Origin of the sequence: Plantactinospora sp. B5E13 (genome assembly GCF_039871775.1) — a bacterium.
GTDB lineage: Bacteria > Actinomycetota > Actinomycetes > Mycobacteriales > Micromonosporaceae > Plantactinospora.
In genome coordinates this window covers 129,680-143,952 of sequence record NZ_JBDPLT010000013.1, presented here as the reverse complement: position 1 = coordinate 143,952, position 14,273 = coordinate 129,680, and the positions used below count along the sequence as shown (strand labels likewise).

14 protein-coding genes and 1 pseudogene are annotated in these 14,273 nt (G+C 70.6%); 7 read left to right on the top strand and 8 right to left on the bottom strand.

Annotated features, from left to right (window positions below):
• Positions 1-44 precede the first annotated feature (44 nt).
• The 8 genes and pseudogenes from ABGB05_RS14890 to ABGB05_RS14855 form a co-directional block, all read right to left on the bottom strand.
• Positions 45-692: pseudogene (locus ABGB05_RS14890) on the bottom strand (DivIVA domain-containing protein); the annotation flags it as partial.
• Positions 693-786: 94 nt separating this feature from the next.
• Positions 787-1,923, bottom strand: coding sequence for a 23S rRNA (adenine(2503)-C(2))-methyltransferase RlmN (gene rlmN / locus ABGB05_RS14885; RefSeq protein ID WP_347653872.1), 1,137 nt, complete (start codon positions 1,921-1,923; stop codon positions 787-789).
• 102 nt (positions 1,924-2,025) lie between these two features.
• Positions 2,026-3,471: a phosphatidate cytidylyltransferase gene (locus ABGB05_RS14880; protein ID WP_347653871.1), complete on the bottom strand. Its 1,446-nt coding sequence runs from the start codon at positions 3,469-3,471 to the stop codon at positions 2,026-2,028.
• On the bottom strand, positions 3,471-4,028 hold the full coding sequence (gene frr, locus ABGB05_RS14875; RefSeq protein WP_347653870.1) for a ribosome recycling factor: 558 nt from the start codon (positions 4,026-4,028) through the stop codon (positions 3,471-3,473). The genes ABGB05_RS14880 and frr overlap by 1 nt, the downstream gene beginning before the upstream one ends.
• A gap of 46 nt (positions 4,029-4,074) precedes the next feature.
• Positions 4,075-4,842, bottom strand: a complete 768-nt coding sequence (gene pyrH, locus ABGB05_RS14870) for a UMP kinase (protein WP_347653868.1) — start codon at positions 4,840-4,842, stop codon at positions 4,075-4,077.
• A gap of 168 nt (positions 4,843-5,010) precedes the next feature.
• Entirely contained in the window at positions 5,011-5,841 is an 831-nt protein-coding gene (gene tsf, locus ABGB05_RS14865; RefSeq protein ID WP_347653867.1) for a translation elongation factor Ts, read from the bottom strand.
• Between the two features lie 141 nt (positions 5,842-5,982).
• Positions 5,983-6,834: a 30S ribosomal protein S2 gene (rpsB, locus tag ABGB05_RS14860; protein ID WP_347653866.1), complete on the bottom strand. Its 852-nt coding sequence runs from the start codon at positions 6,832-6,834 to the stop codon at positions 5,983-5,985.
• Between the two features lie 437 nt (positions 6,835-7,271).
• Positions 7,272-8,414, bottom strand: a complete 1,143-nt coding sequence (locus ABGB05_RS14855) for a hypothetical protein (protein WP_347653865.1) — start codon at positions 8,412-8,414, stop codon at positions 7,272-7,274.
• A 240-nt stretch (positions 8,415-8,654) separates the two neighbouring features.
• Between ABGB05_RS14855 and ABGB05_RS14850 the strand changes: the two genes are divergently transcribed.
• The 7 genes from ABGB05_RS14850 to ABGB05_RS14820 all read left to right on the top strand — a co-directional run bounded on the left by ABGB05_RS14850 (position 8,655) and on the right by ABGB05_RS14820 (position 14,263).
• Positions 8,655-9,053: a helix-turn-helix domain-containing protein gene (locus tag ABGB05_RS14850; RefSeq protein ID WP_347653916.1), complete on the top strand. Its 399-nt coding sequence runs from the start codon at positions 8,655-8,657 to the stop codon at positions 9,051-9,053.
• Positions 9,054-9,185: 132 nt separating this feature from the next.
• Positions 9,186-9,977 (top strand): endonuclease/exonuclease/phosphatase family protein, encoded by a 792-nt coding sequence (locus ABGB05_RS14845; RefSeq protein ID WP_347653864.1) that lies wholly within the window; start codon positions 9,186-9,188, stop codon positions 9,975-9,977.
• Positions 9,978-10,111: 134 nt separating this feature from the next.
• Positions 10,112-10,693: a TetR family transcriptional regulator gene (locus tag ABGB05_RS14840; RefSeq protein WP_347653862.1), complete on the top strand. Its 582-nt coding sequence runs from the start codon at positions 10,112-10,114 to the stop codon at positions 10,691-10,693.
• Between the two features lie 153 nt (positions 10,694-10,846).
• The gene (locus tag ABGB05_RS14835) at positions 10,847-12,091 is read left to right on the top strand and encodes an MFS transporter (RefSeq protein WP_347653914.1); all 1,245 of its coding nucleotides are present in this window, start codon (positions 10,847-10,849) and stop codon (positions 12,089-12,091) included.
• 76 nt (positions 12,092-12,167) lie between these two features.
• Positions 12,168-12,929 carry an SDR family oxidoreductase gene (locus tag ABGB05_RS14830; protein ID WP_347653861.1) on the top strand — a complete coding sequence of 254 codons (762 nt, stop codon included), beginning with the start codon at positions 12,168-12,170 and terminating at the stop codon, positions 12,927-12,929.
• Positions 12,930-13,201: 272 nt separating this feature from the next.
• The gene (locus tag ABGB05_RS14825; protein ID WP_347653860.1) at positions 13,202-13,459 is read left to right on the top strand and encodes a hypothetical protein; all 258 of its coding nucleotides are present in this window, start codon (positions 13,202-13,204) and stop codon (positions 13,457-13,459) included.
• A gap of 444 nt (positions 13,460-13,903) precedes the next feature.
• Complete coding sequence (locus ABGB05_RS14820) at positions 13,904-14,263, top strand: YraN family protein (RefSeq protein ID WP_347653859.1); 360 nt, start codon at positions 13,904-13,906, stop codon at positions 14,261-14,263.
• Positions 14,264-14,273 lie beyond the last annotated feature (10 nt).

Below are 14,273 nucleotides of genomic sequence, written 5' to 3'. Positions count from 1 at the left end.
CCACCACCCCGCGGCGGCTCACCACCACGCTGTGGTTCAAACCCACCCCGGGGCGGCTCACCCGCACCACGCTTGGGCTCGAAGCCGCCGAACGTGCTGGTGGGCTCGTCGTACTGGCCGTACCGGTCGCCGGGCGGTCCGACCTGGGCCGGCATCGGCCGAGGCGGCAGTGCGCCCGGGGGCAGGCCACGGTCGTCGCGGCTCGGCGGACCCATCCGGTCGGCCGGGCCACCCGGCGGACCGAACCGCTCCGGCGGACCCATCGGCGCCCCCGGACCCATCGGCGCCCCCGGACCCATCCGGTCCGGCGGGCCGAGTCGGTCCGGCGGGCCCATCCGGTCCGGCGGGCCCATCCGGTCGGGCGGGCCCATCCGGTCGGGCGGGCCAAGTCGATCGGGCAGCGCGCCGCGGTCGTTCATCCGGGACTCGCCACCCCGGGCGCCGCCGCCCCGCTCCTCCAACTCGGCGATCTGCCGTTCGACCCGGTCAAGGTGCAGGTCCACCTGCCACTCGTCATAGCCGCCGAAGCGCACCCGGAAGACGACGTCGTGCACCTCCTGAGAGGCGACGGGTGCCCCGATGGGCTCACCGGCGAGCGTGGCCTCGACACGGTCCAGAAACGAGTCCACCTCTTCGACCTTGTAGCCCCGCCGGAGCGCCTTGCGCCGGAAACGCTGACCCTGACTCGCCACTATGTCTCCTGGTTCGCTCGCTTCACTCGCTATGCCGTCCCGCTGCGCGGGTCGGCGCCGCGAGTCGCACTGTAAAGCCCAATGCCCCGTTCGATCACTGCGTCACCGCCGCGGCGGCCAGCTGGCCGCAGGCGCCGTCGATGTCACGCCCCCGGGTGTCCCGGACCGTGGTCGAGACCCCCGCCGCGCGAAGGCGTCGAACGAACTCCCGCTCGACCGGCTTCGGGCTCGCGTCCCAACGGCTGCCCGGGGTCGGGTTGAGCGGGATCAGATTCACGTGGGTCAGCCGACCGGCCAGCAGGCGACCGAGCAGGTCGGCCCGCCACGGCTGATCGTTCACATCTCTGATCATCGCGTATTCGATGGACACGCGGCGCCCCGTACGCTCCGCGTAGTTCCACGCGGCGTCCAGCACCTCGGCCACCTTCCACCGCTGGTTGACCGGGACCAGTTCGTCGCGCAGCTCATCATCGGGCGCATGCAGCGACAACGCAAGGGTCACCGACAGCCCCTCCTCGGCCAGCCGTCGCATGGCGGGGACCAGGCCGACCGTGGAGAGCGTGATGTGGCGCTGGGAGAGACCGAGCCCTTCCGGGGCGGGGGCGGTCAACCGCCGGACCGCCGCGATGACCCGGGAATAGTTGGCCAGCGGCTCGCCCATGCCCATGAAGACCACGTGGGACAGCCGGGGCGGGGAGCCGGCGATCGCGCCGGAGGCGGTCACGCCGGCAAGGTGGACCGCCTGGTCGACGATCTCCGCGGTGGAGAGGTTGCGGGTCAGGCCGGCCTGCCCGGTGGCGCAGAACGGGCACGCCATCCCGCAGCCCGCCTGGCTGGAGATACAGACGGTGACCCGGTCCGGGTAGCCCATCAGGACGCTCTCCACCATCGACCCGTCGTGCAGCCGCCACAGCGCCTTGCGGGTGGCGCCGTCGTCGGTGGCGACCTCGCGGACCGGGGTGAGAAGGTTCGGCAGCATCGCCTCGGCGAGCCGTTCCCGGGTGGCCGCCGGCAGGTCCGTCATCTGTGCCGGGTCCCGCACCAGCCGGCCGAAGTAGTGGGTCGACATCTGCCGGGCCCGGAACGCCGGCTCGCCGAGCTCGGCGACGAGGGCCTGGCGGCCCGCCAGGTCAAGGTCGGCGAGATGCCGGGGTGGCAGGGCGGCGCGGCGCGACGGAGTGGACCCGACCTGGGTCTCGGCGGCGATCTGGATCAAGGGCAGGCTCGTCATGGCCTGTCCAGTCTCCCACGTCCGCGCGACAACGCACCTGGCCGGAGGTGCCGAACCCGCGTGGTCAGCCGGTGGAGACGCGGGAAAACGCTCACGTGACGTTCATCCCATCGGAGCCATGAGCGCCAGGAGCAGGTAGCCGGTCGGCACCGCGAACAGGATCGAGTCGAGCCGGTCCATCAGGCCGCCGTGTCCCGGCAGCAGGTTGCTCATGTCCTTGATCTTCAGATCCCGCTTGATCATCGACTCGGCGAGGTCACCGAGAACCGCCGCCACCGAGACGGCGAGGCCGAACAACGCCCCCCACCAGGGTGCGACGTCCAGCAGGAGCCACAACAACAGCGCGCTACCGAGCGCCGCCGCCGTCACCGAGCCGGCGAACCCCTCCCAGGACTTTTTCGGGCTCACCGAAGGGGCCATCGGGTGCTTCCCGAACGCGACCCCGGCGGCGTACCCGCCGGTGTCGGAGAGCACCACGGCGACCAGGGTGACCAGGACGCGCAGGTGACCGTCGCCCGGTGCGGCGGCCAACAGCGCCGCGAAGCCGCCGAGGAACGGCACGTACACGGCGATGAGGGTGGCGGCGGTCATGTCCCGCTGGTAGCCGGCCGGGCCGTCGCCGAGCCGCCACACCAGCGTCGCCAGCACCGTCACCAGCAGACCGAGACTGAGCGCGTCGGGCCCGGCCCACCAGGCCAGCCCGACCATCAGCAACCCGCCGGCGACCAGCGGCACGAACGGCGGGTGGGCGCCGTTGGCGCGTACCGCCCGGGTCATCTCCCAGATGCCGACCGCGATCGCGGCGGCGATCACGGCGAGGAAGGCCGGACGGAACAGGAAGAGGGGTACGACGATCGCCGCGCCCAGGCCGAGTCCGACGCCGATCGCGGCCGGCAGGTTACGACCGGCCCGCCCGGTCCCGGCCGGTTTTCCGGAACGTGTCGCGCGACGGCGTCCGGGGCCGCGCCGGCGGGGTGGCGACTCCTCCGGGTCACCGTCGTCGTCCACCCGTACCTCCGAACCGGCCCTCGGCTCGGGACCGTCCGTCCGAGCGGGGCCCGTTTCCGGGCCCGGAACGCCCCGCGGATCCGGGCCGGTCTCCGGCACCGGCCCGACCCGCGGCCAACCGACCGGGTTGGTCGGGGCGTCCGCGACGTCGTCGGGGTCCGGGTACGCCGGCCCACCGTCCACCCGGTCCCGCGCCCACGGTCCGGGCTCCGGGTCGAGGTCGTGGTGTCCGTTGTGCTGAGCCGCGCCGCGCCCCGCTCCGGGACGTCCGGCCGGCGCGTACAGGTCCGGCGGCAGGTACGACTCCGTGGGAACGGCAGGCTCGTGCTGGTCCGGGTATGCCGGCACCGGCGGATAGGTGTCGGGCGCGACACCGGTGTGCCGCGCCCGAACCAGGGTGTCATCGTCACCGGCTGGCCACGGCCGGCCCGGCGGGACGTCCCGCCGCTCGGGGCCACGGGTCCGTTCGGTGCCGCGCGGCTGCTCCGGCCGCTGCCAGCCACGCGGCTCCGTGCCGCCGTACGGGTCGACGTGGGACATCAGACCTCGAGCAACTCTGCTTCCTTGTGTTTCACCAGCTCGTCGACGTGCGCGACGTACCTCTGGGTGAGGTCGTCCAGCTCCTTCTCGGCGCGCCGGCCGTCGTCCTCGCCGGCCTCGCCGTCCTTGACGATCCGGTCGAGCTCCTCCTTGGCGCGGCGGCGGACGTTACGGATCGCCACCTTGGCTTCCTCGGCCTTGTGCCGGGCCACCTTGATCATGTCCCGGCGGCGTTCCTCGGTCATCTGCGGCAGCAGGATCCGCAACTGGTTGCCCTCGTTGCTCGGGTTGACCCCGAGGTCGGAGTCGCGGATCGCCTTTTCCATCGCGTGCAGCTGCGACGCGTCGTACGGCTTGATGATCGCCATCCGCGGCTCGGGCACCCCGACGGAGGCCATCTGGGTGAGCGGCGTGGGGCTACCGTAGTAGTCGATGATGATCTTGGAGAACATGGCCGGAGTGGCACGCCCGGTGCGGATCGCGCCAAACTCCTCCTTGGCGTGCTCGACCGCGCGCTCCATCTTCTCCTCGGCCTCGAGGAGGGTGTCGTCGATCACCTGCTCCTTCGCCTCCTTCTGCTGGATGGTGCTTCGATAAAACGGCTCACGCCGTGATCAGGGTCCCGATACGCTCGCCACCGACGGCCCGGATGATGGTGTCGTCGCCCTCGGCGCCGAAGACCAGCATCGGCAGGCCGTTCTCCTCGCAGAGGCTGAACGCCGCCGCGTCCGCGACCCGCAGCCCACGACGCAGCACGTCGGAGAAGGTGATCTGGTCCAGCTTGCTGGCGGTGGGGTCGGTACGCGGATCGGCGGTGTACACACCGTCGACGCCGTTCTTGCTCATCAGTACCACGTCGGCGTGGATCTCCAACGCCCGCTGCGCCGCCACCGTGTCGGTGGAGAAGTACGGCATACCGGCACCGGCGCCGAAGATCACCACGCGACCCTTCTCCAGGTGCCGGATGGCCCGCAGCGGAATGTACGGCTCGGCGACCTGGGCCATCGTGATCGCGGTCTGCACCCGCGTCTCGATGCCCTCCTTCTCCAGGAAGTCCTGCAGCGCCAGGCAGTTCATCACGGTGCCGAGCATCCCCATGTAGTCGGCCCGAGCCCGGTCCATCCCGCGCTTCTGCAGCTCCGCGCCGCGGAAGAAGTTGCCGCCGCCGACCACCACCGACACCTGCACGCCCCGGCGCACCACGGTGGCGATCTGCCGCGCGATCGCCTGGACCACGTCGGGGTCGACCCCGATCGCACCGCCGCCGAACACCTCTCCGGAGAGTTTCAGCACCACCCGACGGGCCCGCCCAGGAGGCGGTGCCGTGGGGTCGTCCGTCGCCGAGGTCCGGTCACTCACAACCTGCGTCATCCGACCCGCCTTCCCACGCCGCAACCCGGCGCCACGTCACCCAACTGCCGCTGCTGACCCTACGTGACAAGGAGGCCGCGGTGCCTGTCACGTACACCAGCGGCCTCCTCTTGCCTGCTACACCCCGTCGACGCCCGGGTCAGGGCATCGACGGGGAAACGATACGACTCAGGCCTGCCCGACCTCGTACCGGACGAACCGGGTGACCTCGATGCCAGCCTCGGCGAGGACCTGCTTGACCGACTTCTTGTTGTCGGCGACCGACGCCTGCTCGATCAGGACGTAGTCCTTGAAGAAGGCGTTGACCCGACCCTCGATGATCTTGGGCAGCGCCGCCTCTGGCTTGCCCTCCTCACGGGCGGTCTGCTCCGCGATGTGCCGCTCCGAGGCCACCGTCTCGGCCGGAACCTCGTCGCGGTTGACGAACTTCGGCCGCATCGCGGCGATCTGCATCGCCACCCCGCGGGCGTCGGCGTCGGCCGCCTCGTCCGACTTGCCGGTGTACTCCACCAGCACCCCGACCTGCGGCGGCAGGTCCTGCGCCTTGCGGTGCAGGTAGACCGAGACCGTGCCGTCGAGCTTCGCGAAGCGGTTCAGTACCAGCTTCTCGCCGATCTTGGCCGACTGCTCCTGGACCGCGTCCGCGACCGTACGGCCGTCCGGCAGGGTGGTGCCGAGCAGCGCCTCCGCGTCGGCGACCCCGGACCGCTCCCCGTGCTCGACGAGCAGCTGGGCGAACGCGATGAAGTCGGCGTTCTTGGCGACGAAGTCGGTCTCGCAGTTGAGCTCGAGCAGGGCCTTGCCCGAGTGGGCCACCAACCCGTTGGCGGCGGTCCGGCCGGCCCGCTTGCCGACATCCTTGGCACCCTTGATACGCAGGATCTCGACGGCCTTGTCGAAGTCGCCCTCGGCGTCGGTGAGGGCCTTCTTGCAGTCCATCATGCCGGCGCCGGTGAGGTCCCGGAGCTTCTTGACGTCCGCGGCGGTGAAGTTGGACATGACTCTCTCTTCGATGTGTAACGCGGCTGATTCGGTGGTCTTCTGCGGTTCACCCGAACGGGACTACCCCGATGCGGGGCCGTCGTGCCTGTCACCCGGCCGGGGTGCCGCCGCAGCGCGACGGCACCCCGGCCGGGTAGGTCACTCGGCGGCGGCGGAAGCCGGCTCGCCGGCCTTCTGCTCCGAGTCGACGGCGGCCTTCTTCTCGGTGTCCTCGATCAGCTCGCGCTCCCACTCGGCGAGCGGCTCGTCCGCGCCGACCACGCCCGGCTCGGGCTTCTCGTCGGTGCCCCGACGCTTGCCGGAGCGGGCGATCAGGCCGTCACCGACCGCCGACGCGATGACCTTGGTCAGCAGCTCGGCGGAGCGGATCGCGTCGTCGTTGCCCGGGATGGGGAAGTCGACCTCGTCCGGGTCGCAGTTGGTGTCGAGCACCGCGATCACCGGGATGCCCAGCTTGCGGGCCTCGTCGACGGCGATGTGCTCCTTCTTCGTGTCGACCACCCAGATTGCGGCCGGCACCTTCTGCATGTCCCGCAGGCCCCCGAGGGTGCGGGTCAGCTTGATCTTCTCGCGGGAGAGCTGCAGGGTCTCCTTCTTGGTGTACCCGGCGGCGGTGCCGCTCAGGTCACCGAGGGCCTCCAGCTCCTTCATCCGCTGCAGACGCTTGTAGACCGTCTGGAAGTTGGTCAGCATGCCACCGAGCCAGCGGTGGTTGACGTACGGCTGGCCGACCCGGGTCGCCTGCTCGGCGATGGCCTCCTGGGCCTGCTTCTTGGTGCCGACGAACAGGATGCTGCCGCCCTCGGCGACGGTGTTGCGGACGAACTCGTACGCCTTCTCGATGTAGTCGAGGGTCTGGCGCAGGTCGATGATGTAGATGCCGTTGCGCTCCGTCATGATGAAGCGCTTCATCTTCGGGTTCCAGCGCCGGGTCTGGTGCCCGAAGTGGACACCACTCTCCAGCAGCTGACGCATGGTCACGACGGCCATGGTGGGGTACTCCTCAAGATCCCTGGTTGTCACGCCCGGCCGGTGGCCGGGCGTCCTGGTGCCTGGTCGCCGGCCATGACGGACCCGATCAAGATCGGGACCAGGGGGCCGTCGCCCCACGGACAGACCGTGGAGAGGGCACGCGAGGTCGACCGCGCAGGGCGGTCGCCAGTGGTCAAGTGTACGCCTCGTCCCGTTCCGCGGCGCGCAAACCCCCGCCGCCCGCCCACCACCACCAACGCCCACCCGAACGGACCTGGACATCCGCCGCCGGAAGGGCGGTGACGGTGACGATCCACCGCCCCGCCGTGACCGGCACGGAACCGGACATCCGCCACGTACCGCCGGTGACGGTGACGACCGACCACGTCCCCGGCACCGCCGGTACGGCCCCGCCCGGCGGGCCGCCAGCCCTGCTCAGCCGGCGGCCAGCCCGCTCAACCGGCCGCCAGCCCCGCCGCCAGGAAGAGCACGAGACCGACGGTGAGGTATCCGGTCGGCGGGCGGAGCCAGACCCGGGCCGGATCCCCGAAGGCTGCGGCGCTGGTCGCCAGGCCGTACAGCCCGGTGGCGAAGGCCGGAATGCCCAGTGCCAGGAAGGTGCCCGCGAGGACCGCCGAGGCGGAGACCGGGTCGCCCACCATGCCGCTGGCCAGGACCCGCAGGGCCGGCACCTCGAAGACCAGGGTGAGGATCGCCAGGACCACCGCCAGGGCGGGGCGGCGACTCCGGTAGATCCCGTCACCCGCACTCGCCCCGGGCATCGCCGGGGACACCGGTACGTCGGGGCGCCGCAGTGCCGCCCGGTCGAGCGGCTCGGTGTGGTGCCGCCCCGGTCCGGCGCCCGGCGGCACGTCGTACCCGGCCCGGGAGTCGACCTGCGGCAGGAGTCCGGTGGGCTCCTGCACCGACGCCGGCTGTTCCGGGCCGGGTGAGGTCGGCACGGGACCAGGTTCCGGCAAGTCGCCACCGGGGCCGGGAACGTCGTACGCCGGCCCGTCACGGTGCTCCGCGCCCCCGTGAGCCGGGGTGGTGCCGTGCCTCGGACGCCCGCCGTCCTGCATTGTCGGTGCCGGACCGGGCACCGCCGGTTCCACGTCGCGCGGCGCCGGTTCGGGACCGCCGAACGCCGGTTCGGCACTCCGTCCCGACACCTCACCTCCGCGCCCGGACCCGTCGGTCCCACGCACCGGCTGCACGATCGGGTAGCCGCCGAACGGGGAGCGTGCCGCATCCGGCTCGCCCGGCACCGCACCGCCCACCGTCGTACGGGTGTCCGCGCCGGCCCCGGCCGGCGAGGCGACCCGGAACTGCTCGGTACCCGCCATCTCCCACGGCCGCGACGGGTGGCCGTCCTCCGCGGTCAACGGGCCCGGCGCGTAGCCGGGCGGCGGCACCTCGTATCCCGGCGTGAGCGGGTCCCGCGCCGGGACGTCCGGTTCCGCCGGGCGGAAACCGGCATAGCTGTTCCGGTACGACTCCTCCGCCGTCGTACCCCGCCACCTCGAGTCGGTGTAGCCCGGTTCGTCGACCTGCCAGCCACCCGCCTGATCCCCTGGAAAGCCGCGTTGTTGATCCACGGCCAGGGACCGTATGTGACCTGCTCCGGAATCCGCCACCTCGCTGACCCGGATGCCGGCTTAACTGCTGCTATTCGCCGTTGATCGGCCTTGTTGGGGATTTTCCGGTAATGGTGGCCGACAGTTCCACCGAGGTACGGGAGGCGTCCCGCCCGGAATCGCGCCGCTACAGAGATTGAAAGGCTGACGTCGTTCGACGTGTCTGCGTGATCTTCGTCGATGGTTTGGGAGTTCGAGGTGATGAGGCATCCGGCTGGTGGTGGCATGAACGCGGCGGCCCGGGCCCGGCGTGAGGAGGTCCTGAGCCAGGCCGCGACGATGCTCGAAGAGTCCAAACCAACAACGCAGATCGCTTCTGAGCTGCGGGGCTCCGAGAAGTCCGTCCGTGAGTGGCGACGTAGATGGGCAGCCGGCGGAACGAACGCCCTGGCGTCGACCGGGCCGGGCGGCTCGGACTGCAAACTCTCCCCCGAGCAGCGCAAAGAACTCACGAGAACCCTCGATGAAGGTCCTCTGGCCCACGGCTGGGAGGACGCCCGCTGGACCCTGGCCCGGGTCGCCGAGGTCATCGAACGCCGCTTCGCGGTCGGCTACACCCTGCGCGGGGTGTCCTATCTACTGCACTTGCCGGAGCCCTGACGCTGTGACACCGCGTGCGCCGGGCGGCGCACCCGTCCGGATCGCCGCACCTCCGGCCGCTTAGGATCGAATTCCTCCAAGCATGGTCGGTCGGCGGGTGGACGCCGAGTCAGACATGGCAGGTGTGTCGTTTTGCGGATCGCAAGTGTGAACGCCTGGGGTGGCGCGTTGTGCGACGAACTCGTCAAGTGGCTGCCCGACAGTGGGGCGGACATCGTCTGCTTGCAGGAAGTCACCCGGACTCCCGGCCTGGCCGGGTGGACCCGCTTCGAAGACGGCGAACGGGTCCTGCCCCAGCGGGCCGACCTGTTCGACGATGTGCGCATCGCGTTGCCGCACCATCAGGCGATCTTCCTGGCCGGCGACTCAGGACCCGTATATGACGACGAGGGTGGCCGGCATCGACAGGACTTCGGTCTCGCGACCTTCGTCGCCGAGCATCTGCCGGTCACTGGTGTCGATTCCGCCTTCGTGCACGGTCAGTTCGTCGACCATGACGCGTGGATCTCGGACCGTCCACGCATCGCGCTCGCGGCGCGCACCGTCGACCGCGCCACCGGCCGGTCGGTGTGGGTGGTGCAGGTACACGGATTACGCGATCCGGCCGGCAAGGCAGACACCCCGGCGCGGCTGCGCCAGGCAGAGCGACTCGCGGAACTCGTCAACCGGGTACGCGGTCCAGAGGACCTGGTGGTGGTCTGCGGTGACTTCAACCTGCTGCCCGGCAGTGAGACGTTCGACGTGCTGGCCGCGATCGGCCTGACCGACCTGGTGGGCCCGGCCGACACACGGACGTCTCATTACCCTAAACCGGTGCGGCACGCGAGCTACCTGCTCGTCTCCGATGTTGCCGCCGTCAAGCGGTTCGAGGTCCTGACTGAGCCGGAGGTTTCCGACCACCGTGCCCTGATCCTCGACATCTAGCTCCGGGTGGGGCTGGGCTCGTCGCGGGCACGTACGAATCTACCGGCGACCCCACCAGGCCACCATCACCATGATCGGGTTCGGCAGCCACCGCATATTTGACCGATCGGTCCAGATGCTTTACCGTCGGGATCATGGCAAGGGCCAAGGAGTTCGATCCGGACACGGTGCTACAGCAGGCGTTGGAGCTGTTCTGGCGGCGCGGGTACGAGGCGACGTCGATGGCGGACCTGGTGGAGCATCTGGGGATCGCCAAGGCGAGCATCTATGCGACCTTCGGCAACAAGCAGGAGTTCTACGCCAAGGCGCTGCGACGCTACCTGGACACCGCCGATCCGCGGATCATGGCCGAACTGTCGCAGCCCGGACCGGTGCTGCCAGCCGTGAAATCGCTGGTGGAGCGCTATGTGACCGAGGCGGCCGAGGATGACCAGCAGCTGGGCTGCATGGTGGTCAACAGCGCAGTGGAGTTGGCCGCCCGCGACCCCGGGGTGGCACGGCTGGTCGAGGCGAGCTGGGCGCACCTGGAGACGGCACTGACCTCAGCGTTGATGCGGGCCAAGGCGCAGGGTGAGCTGTCCGCGGACGCGGATCCGCAGGCCCTGGCGCGGTTCCTACTGGTGTTCTTCCAGGGCGTGCGGGTGCTCGAACGCACCCTCGACGCCGGGATCCGACTGCGCGACGCGGCCGCAGTAGCGCTCTCGGCGCTGCGCTGACCGCTACCACTGAGCTCCTCTGCGGGCGCACCCACTTCGGACTACATTCGAGACTGATTGTTCTAGAAAGATGAGGGTGTCATGAGCGTGCCGGCGACCCCGGCGACGGTGACTGGAGCGCACCGGGCCGGCGGGTTCGCGGCGTTGGCAGCGGTGCAGGTAACGATGATCTCCTCTATCACGATGGTGACGGTGGCGTTGCCGGTGCTACGGGTGCAATGGGGGTTAGGTTCGTCGGCACTGGTGCTGGTATCGACCGCCTACAGCGTGGCGTTCGGTGCGTTGCTGCTGGTCGCGGGGCGTGCTGGCGATAGGGTCGGGCATCGCAGGCTGTTGCTGGGAGCGTTGGCGATGTTCGTGGTGGCATCGCTGGCGGCGGCGGTCGCGCCGGGGCTGGTGGTGCTGATCGCGGCGCGATTCGTGCAGGGGGTGGGGGCGGCGTTCGCTGTCCCGGCGGCGATGGTGCTGATCCCGGCGGTTGTTCCCGCGCAGCGGCGGCAGCGGGCAACAGCGGTGTGGGGGGTGCTGGCGGTGACCGGCGCTGGTGCCGGCACGGTGGCCTCCGGGCTGGTGGTGCAGTGGGGGTCGTGGCGGTGGCTGTTCGCTGCGCCGGCCCTGGTCGCGCTGGCAGCGGCCGTCGTCATCGCCCAGCGGGTGCCGGTGTTGCCGGCGGCGGGGACAGCGCGGACCAGGGTAGCCACGGCGACGTTGCTGGTCGCCGGGCTGACAGCGCTGATCGGCGGGCTCGCTGTGGGATGGCTGCCCGTGACCGGTATCGGGCTGGCGCTACTGGCCGGGTTCGCGGTGACTCAGCGCCGCGCCGGTGGCGCGCGGTTGTGGCCGAGACTGTCCGTGTCGGCGACGTCGGGGCTGGCGGCGATCCTGCTCGCCGCGGGCGCGATGGCCTCGCTGTACTACCTGTTGACCCTGCGCCTGGCTGCGACCGGGCACGGCCCGGCCGCGATCTCGCTGCGGTTCCTGGCCCCGGCCACGGCGGTGCTCGCCGCCGGGCCACTCGCGGTACGGCTGCTGGCCCGCTACCGGGCATCCCGCGTGCTGGGGACCGGGCTCACCGTCGCAGCCACCGGACTGCTGCTGGTCAACGCGTCGCTGTCTGCACCCGCCCTCCAACCGTTCGGGCTGCTGACGTTCCCGGTGGGGATCGGAGTGACGCTGTCGGCGGCCACGGTGACCATCATGGGCGCGGCGACAGACGCCGACCGCGGACTGCTGGCCGGGGTGACCAATACCGCCATGGAGATCGGTCCGCCGCTGGTGCTGGCCCTGGTCGCACCCCTGGCCGATACCCACGGCGACCGCACCAGCATCCTCAGCCTGACCGCAGCTCTGGCACTCACCGCACCGCTGGCTCTACTCACACGCCCCGCCCGCCGGTAGAGCGTTCGGCCCGCGACACGGATCCCGACCATCCATTCCTGTCCGACCATTGCGAAGTACATCAAGGGAACCTGACATGAGCGCGCGTTTCGACAACAAGATTGTGCTGATCACCGGAGGCGCCGGCGTGATCGCCGGATTCACGGCGCAAGCCTTCGCCGACCGTGGCGCCACCGTGGTGCTGGCTGACCGCAACCCCGACAAGCTCGCCGCAGCCGCAGCCCGTCTGCGACCAGGCTGCGGCAAGATCGACTGGGTGACTGCCGATGTCACCGACAGCAGCCAGGTCGCGGCCATGGTCGCCGAGGTCGTGCGTCGCCACGGCGGGTTGGACGTGGCGTTCAACAGTGCCGGGACCTTCGGCAGGGGCGCGCCGGTCGCCGACCTCGATGAGGACACCTGGTCGGCGGTGCTCAACGTCAACCTGACCGGGGTGTTCCTGACGATGAAGCACGAAATCGCTTACATGCGCACTCAAGGCAGCGGCGTCATCGTCAACATGGCCTCCAACATCGGCGCCCACGGCCGCCGACCTGGCCTGGCCGCCTACGCCGCATCCAAGGCTGCGGTCAGCGTGCTGACCCAGACCGCCGCCCGCGACCACATCCGCGACGGCATCCGCATCAACGCCGTCAGCCCTGGCGCCAGCGACACCCCCATGTCCTACCGGCCAGGGGAAACCCAGGCCGACCGCGACGCCCGTGTCAAGGTCGCCGTCCCCGCCGGACGTGTCAGCGACCCGGCCGAGGTCGCCGCTGCCGTGCTCTGGCTGGCCTCCGACGAATCCAGCTTCGTCGTAGGCCACGACCTCGTCGTCGACGGCGGTGCCACCGCCTGACGCACACCGCTACCGCTGCGGGCCCCAAGTTCCGCAACGGCACCGGGGCACCGCCGGCCCTGACGGACACCACCACCTGGGCGACACCGAATGGCGCGACCTGGACGCCGCCGTACGCTCCGCCACGGCCTGCGGCGCCGACGGCGTCGTTCTCATCGGGTGGCCGATGGACGGCTGCATGATCGACAACTACCTGCACCGCGCCGCCGACGTCACACCGGTACGGGCGGTGGTCCTCGGCTCCCCGATGTTCGGCTGGCGCGACTCCATCGATGGCCAGATCCGCCGGCTTGCACATGCCGGGCTGGTTCACACACATCCTGGTGTGGATCGTCGAGCACAAGGCGCGGCTGCGACTGACCGACCTCGGCCACGCCGACCGGGCCGACGCACGTACCGTCCCGACGTTGCTGTTCCACGGCACGGCGGACGTACTCGTGCCGGCCCGATCGAGCGACCAGTTCGCCCGCTCCCGACCGGACCTCGTCGAGTACCACCGGGTCGACGGAGCCGCGCACACCGAGGCGTGAAACGCCGACCCGGACCGGTACACCGACGTGCTCCGCTCGTTCCTGATTCGGACCATCGACACGCCATGACCAAGGTGTGCCGGCAGACAGGTCCGGTCGCGGGGCCGTTGCATGGGTGGGTCCGCAGCCGGCGGGAGGTCAGAGGCCGGTTCGCAGCCGCTGCAGCCCTCGTACTCCTCCACGTCGACCAGCGCCCACACCGTATGACAACACTCCGTGATCAACACCTTGCCTGCCAGCAACAGACCGATCTCCTCGCCGGCTTCTTCGCCAACACCGGCATGACCCTCGACTCCGCACCACCGTGACGACCCGAACCTCAGCCTCTCAACCCCTGTAGCACGGCGCCACCATGATCGTCCGGCTGTCCACAGCATCCCCGGATATCCACAGTTCCGCCGGTCGGGGTTGCCCGGCCGGCGGAACGTCGGCACGGTCGGCGCCATGAGTGGGCTCAGGCAGGCCGTCGGCGCGTACGGGGAGCGCTGCGCGGTACGACATCTCGTCGAGGCCGGACTGCGGGTGGTCGCCCGGAACTGGCGGTGCGCGTACGGCGAGGTCGACATCATCGCCTGGGACGGCGAGGTGATCGCCTTCTGCGAGGTCAAGACCCGTCGGGGCGACACCTTCGGCACGCCAGCCGAGGCGGTGACCCCGGCGAAGGTACGCCGCCTGCGTCGGTTGGCCGCCGAGTGGTTGCGGACCAGCGGCATCCACGCGGAACAGATCCGCTTCGACATCGTCGAGGTCCGTCCGGCTCGCACCGGGGCCGCCCGGGTCACCCACATCAGGTCGGCCTTCTGAGCCCGACCGG

Bases quoted from the DNA above. Each gene is read 5' to 3' on its own strand.
- rlmN (WP_347653872.1), bottom strand. From the start codon at position 1,923: ATGACGAGCCTGCCCTTGATCCAGATCGCCGCCGAGACCCAGGTCGGG.
- ABGB05_RS14880 (WP_347653871.1), bottom strand. From the start codon at position 3,471: ATGTCCCACGTCGACCCGTACGGCGGCACGGAGCCGCGTGGCTGGCAG.
- pyrH (WP_347653868.1), bottom strand. From the start codon at position 4,842: ATGACGCAGGTTGTGAGTGACCGGACCTCGGCGACGGACGACCCCACG.
- tsf (WP_347653867.1), bottom strand. From the start codon at position 5,841: ATGTCCAACTTCACCGCCGCGGACGTCAAGAAGCTCCGGGACCTCACC.
- rpsB (WP_347653866.1), bottom strand. From the start codon at position 6,834: ATGGCCGTCGTGACCATGCGTCAGCTGCTGGAGAGTGGTGTCCACTTC.
- ABGB05_RS14850 (WP_347653916.1), top strand. From the start codon at position 8,655: ATGAGGCATCCGGCTGGTGGTGGCATGAACGCGGCGGCCCGGGCCCGG.
- ABGB05_RS14840 (WP_347653862.1), top strand. From the start codon at position 10,112: ATGGCAAGGGCCAAGGAGTTCGATCCGGACACGGTGCTACAGCAGGCG.
- ABGB05_RS14830 (WP_347653861.1), top strand. From the start codon at position 12,168: ATGAGCGCGCGTTTCGACAACAAGATTGTGCTGATCACCGGAGGCGCC.
- ABGB05_RS14825 (WP_347653860.1), top strand. From the start codon at position 13,202: ATGGCCAGATCCGCCGGCTTGCACATGCCGGGCTGGTTCACACACATC.
- ABGB05_RS14820 (WP_347653859.1), top strand. From the start codon at position 13,904: ATGAGTGGGCTCAGGCAGGCCGTCGGCGCGTACGGGGAGCGCTGCGCG.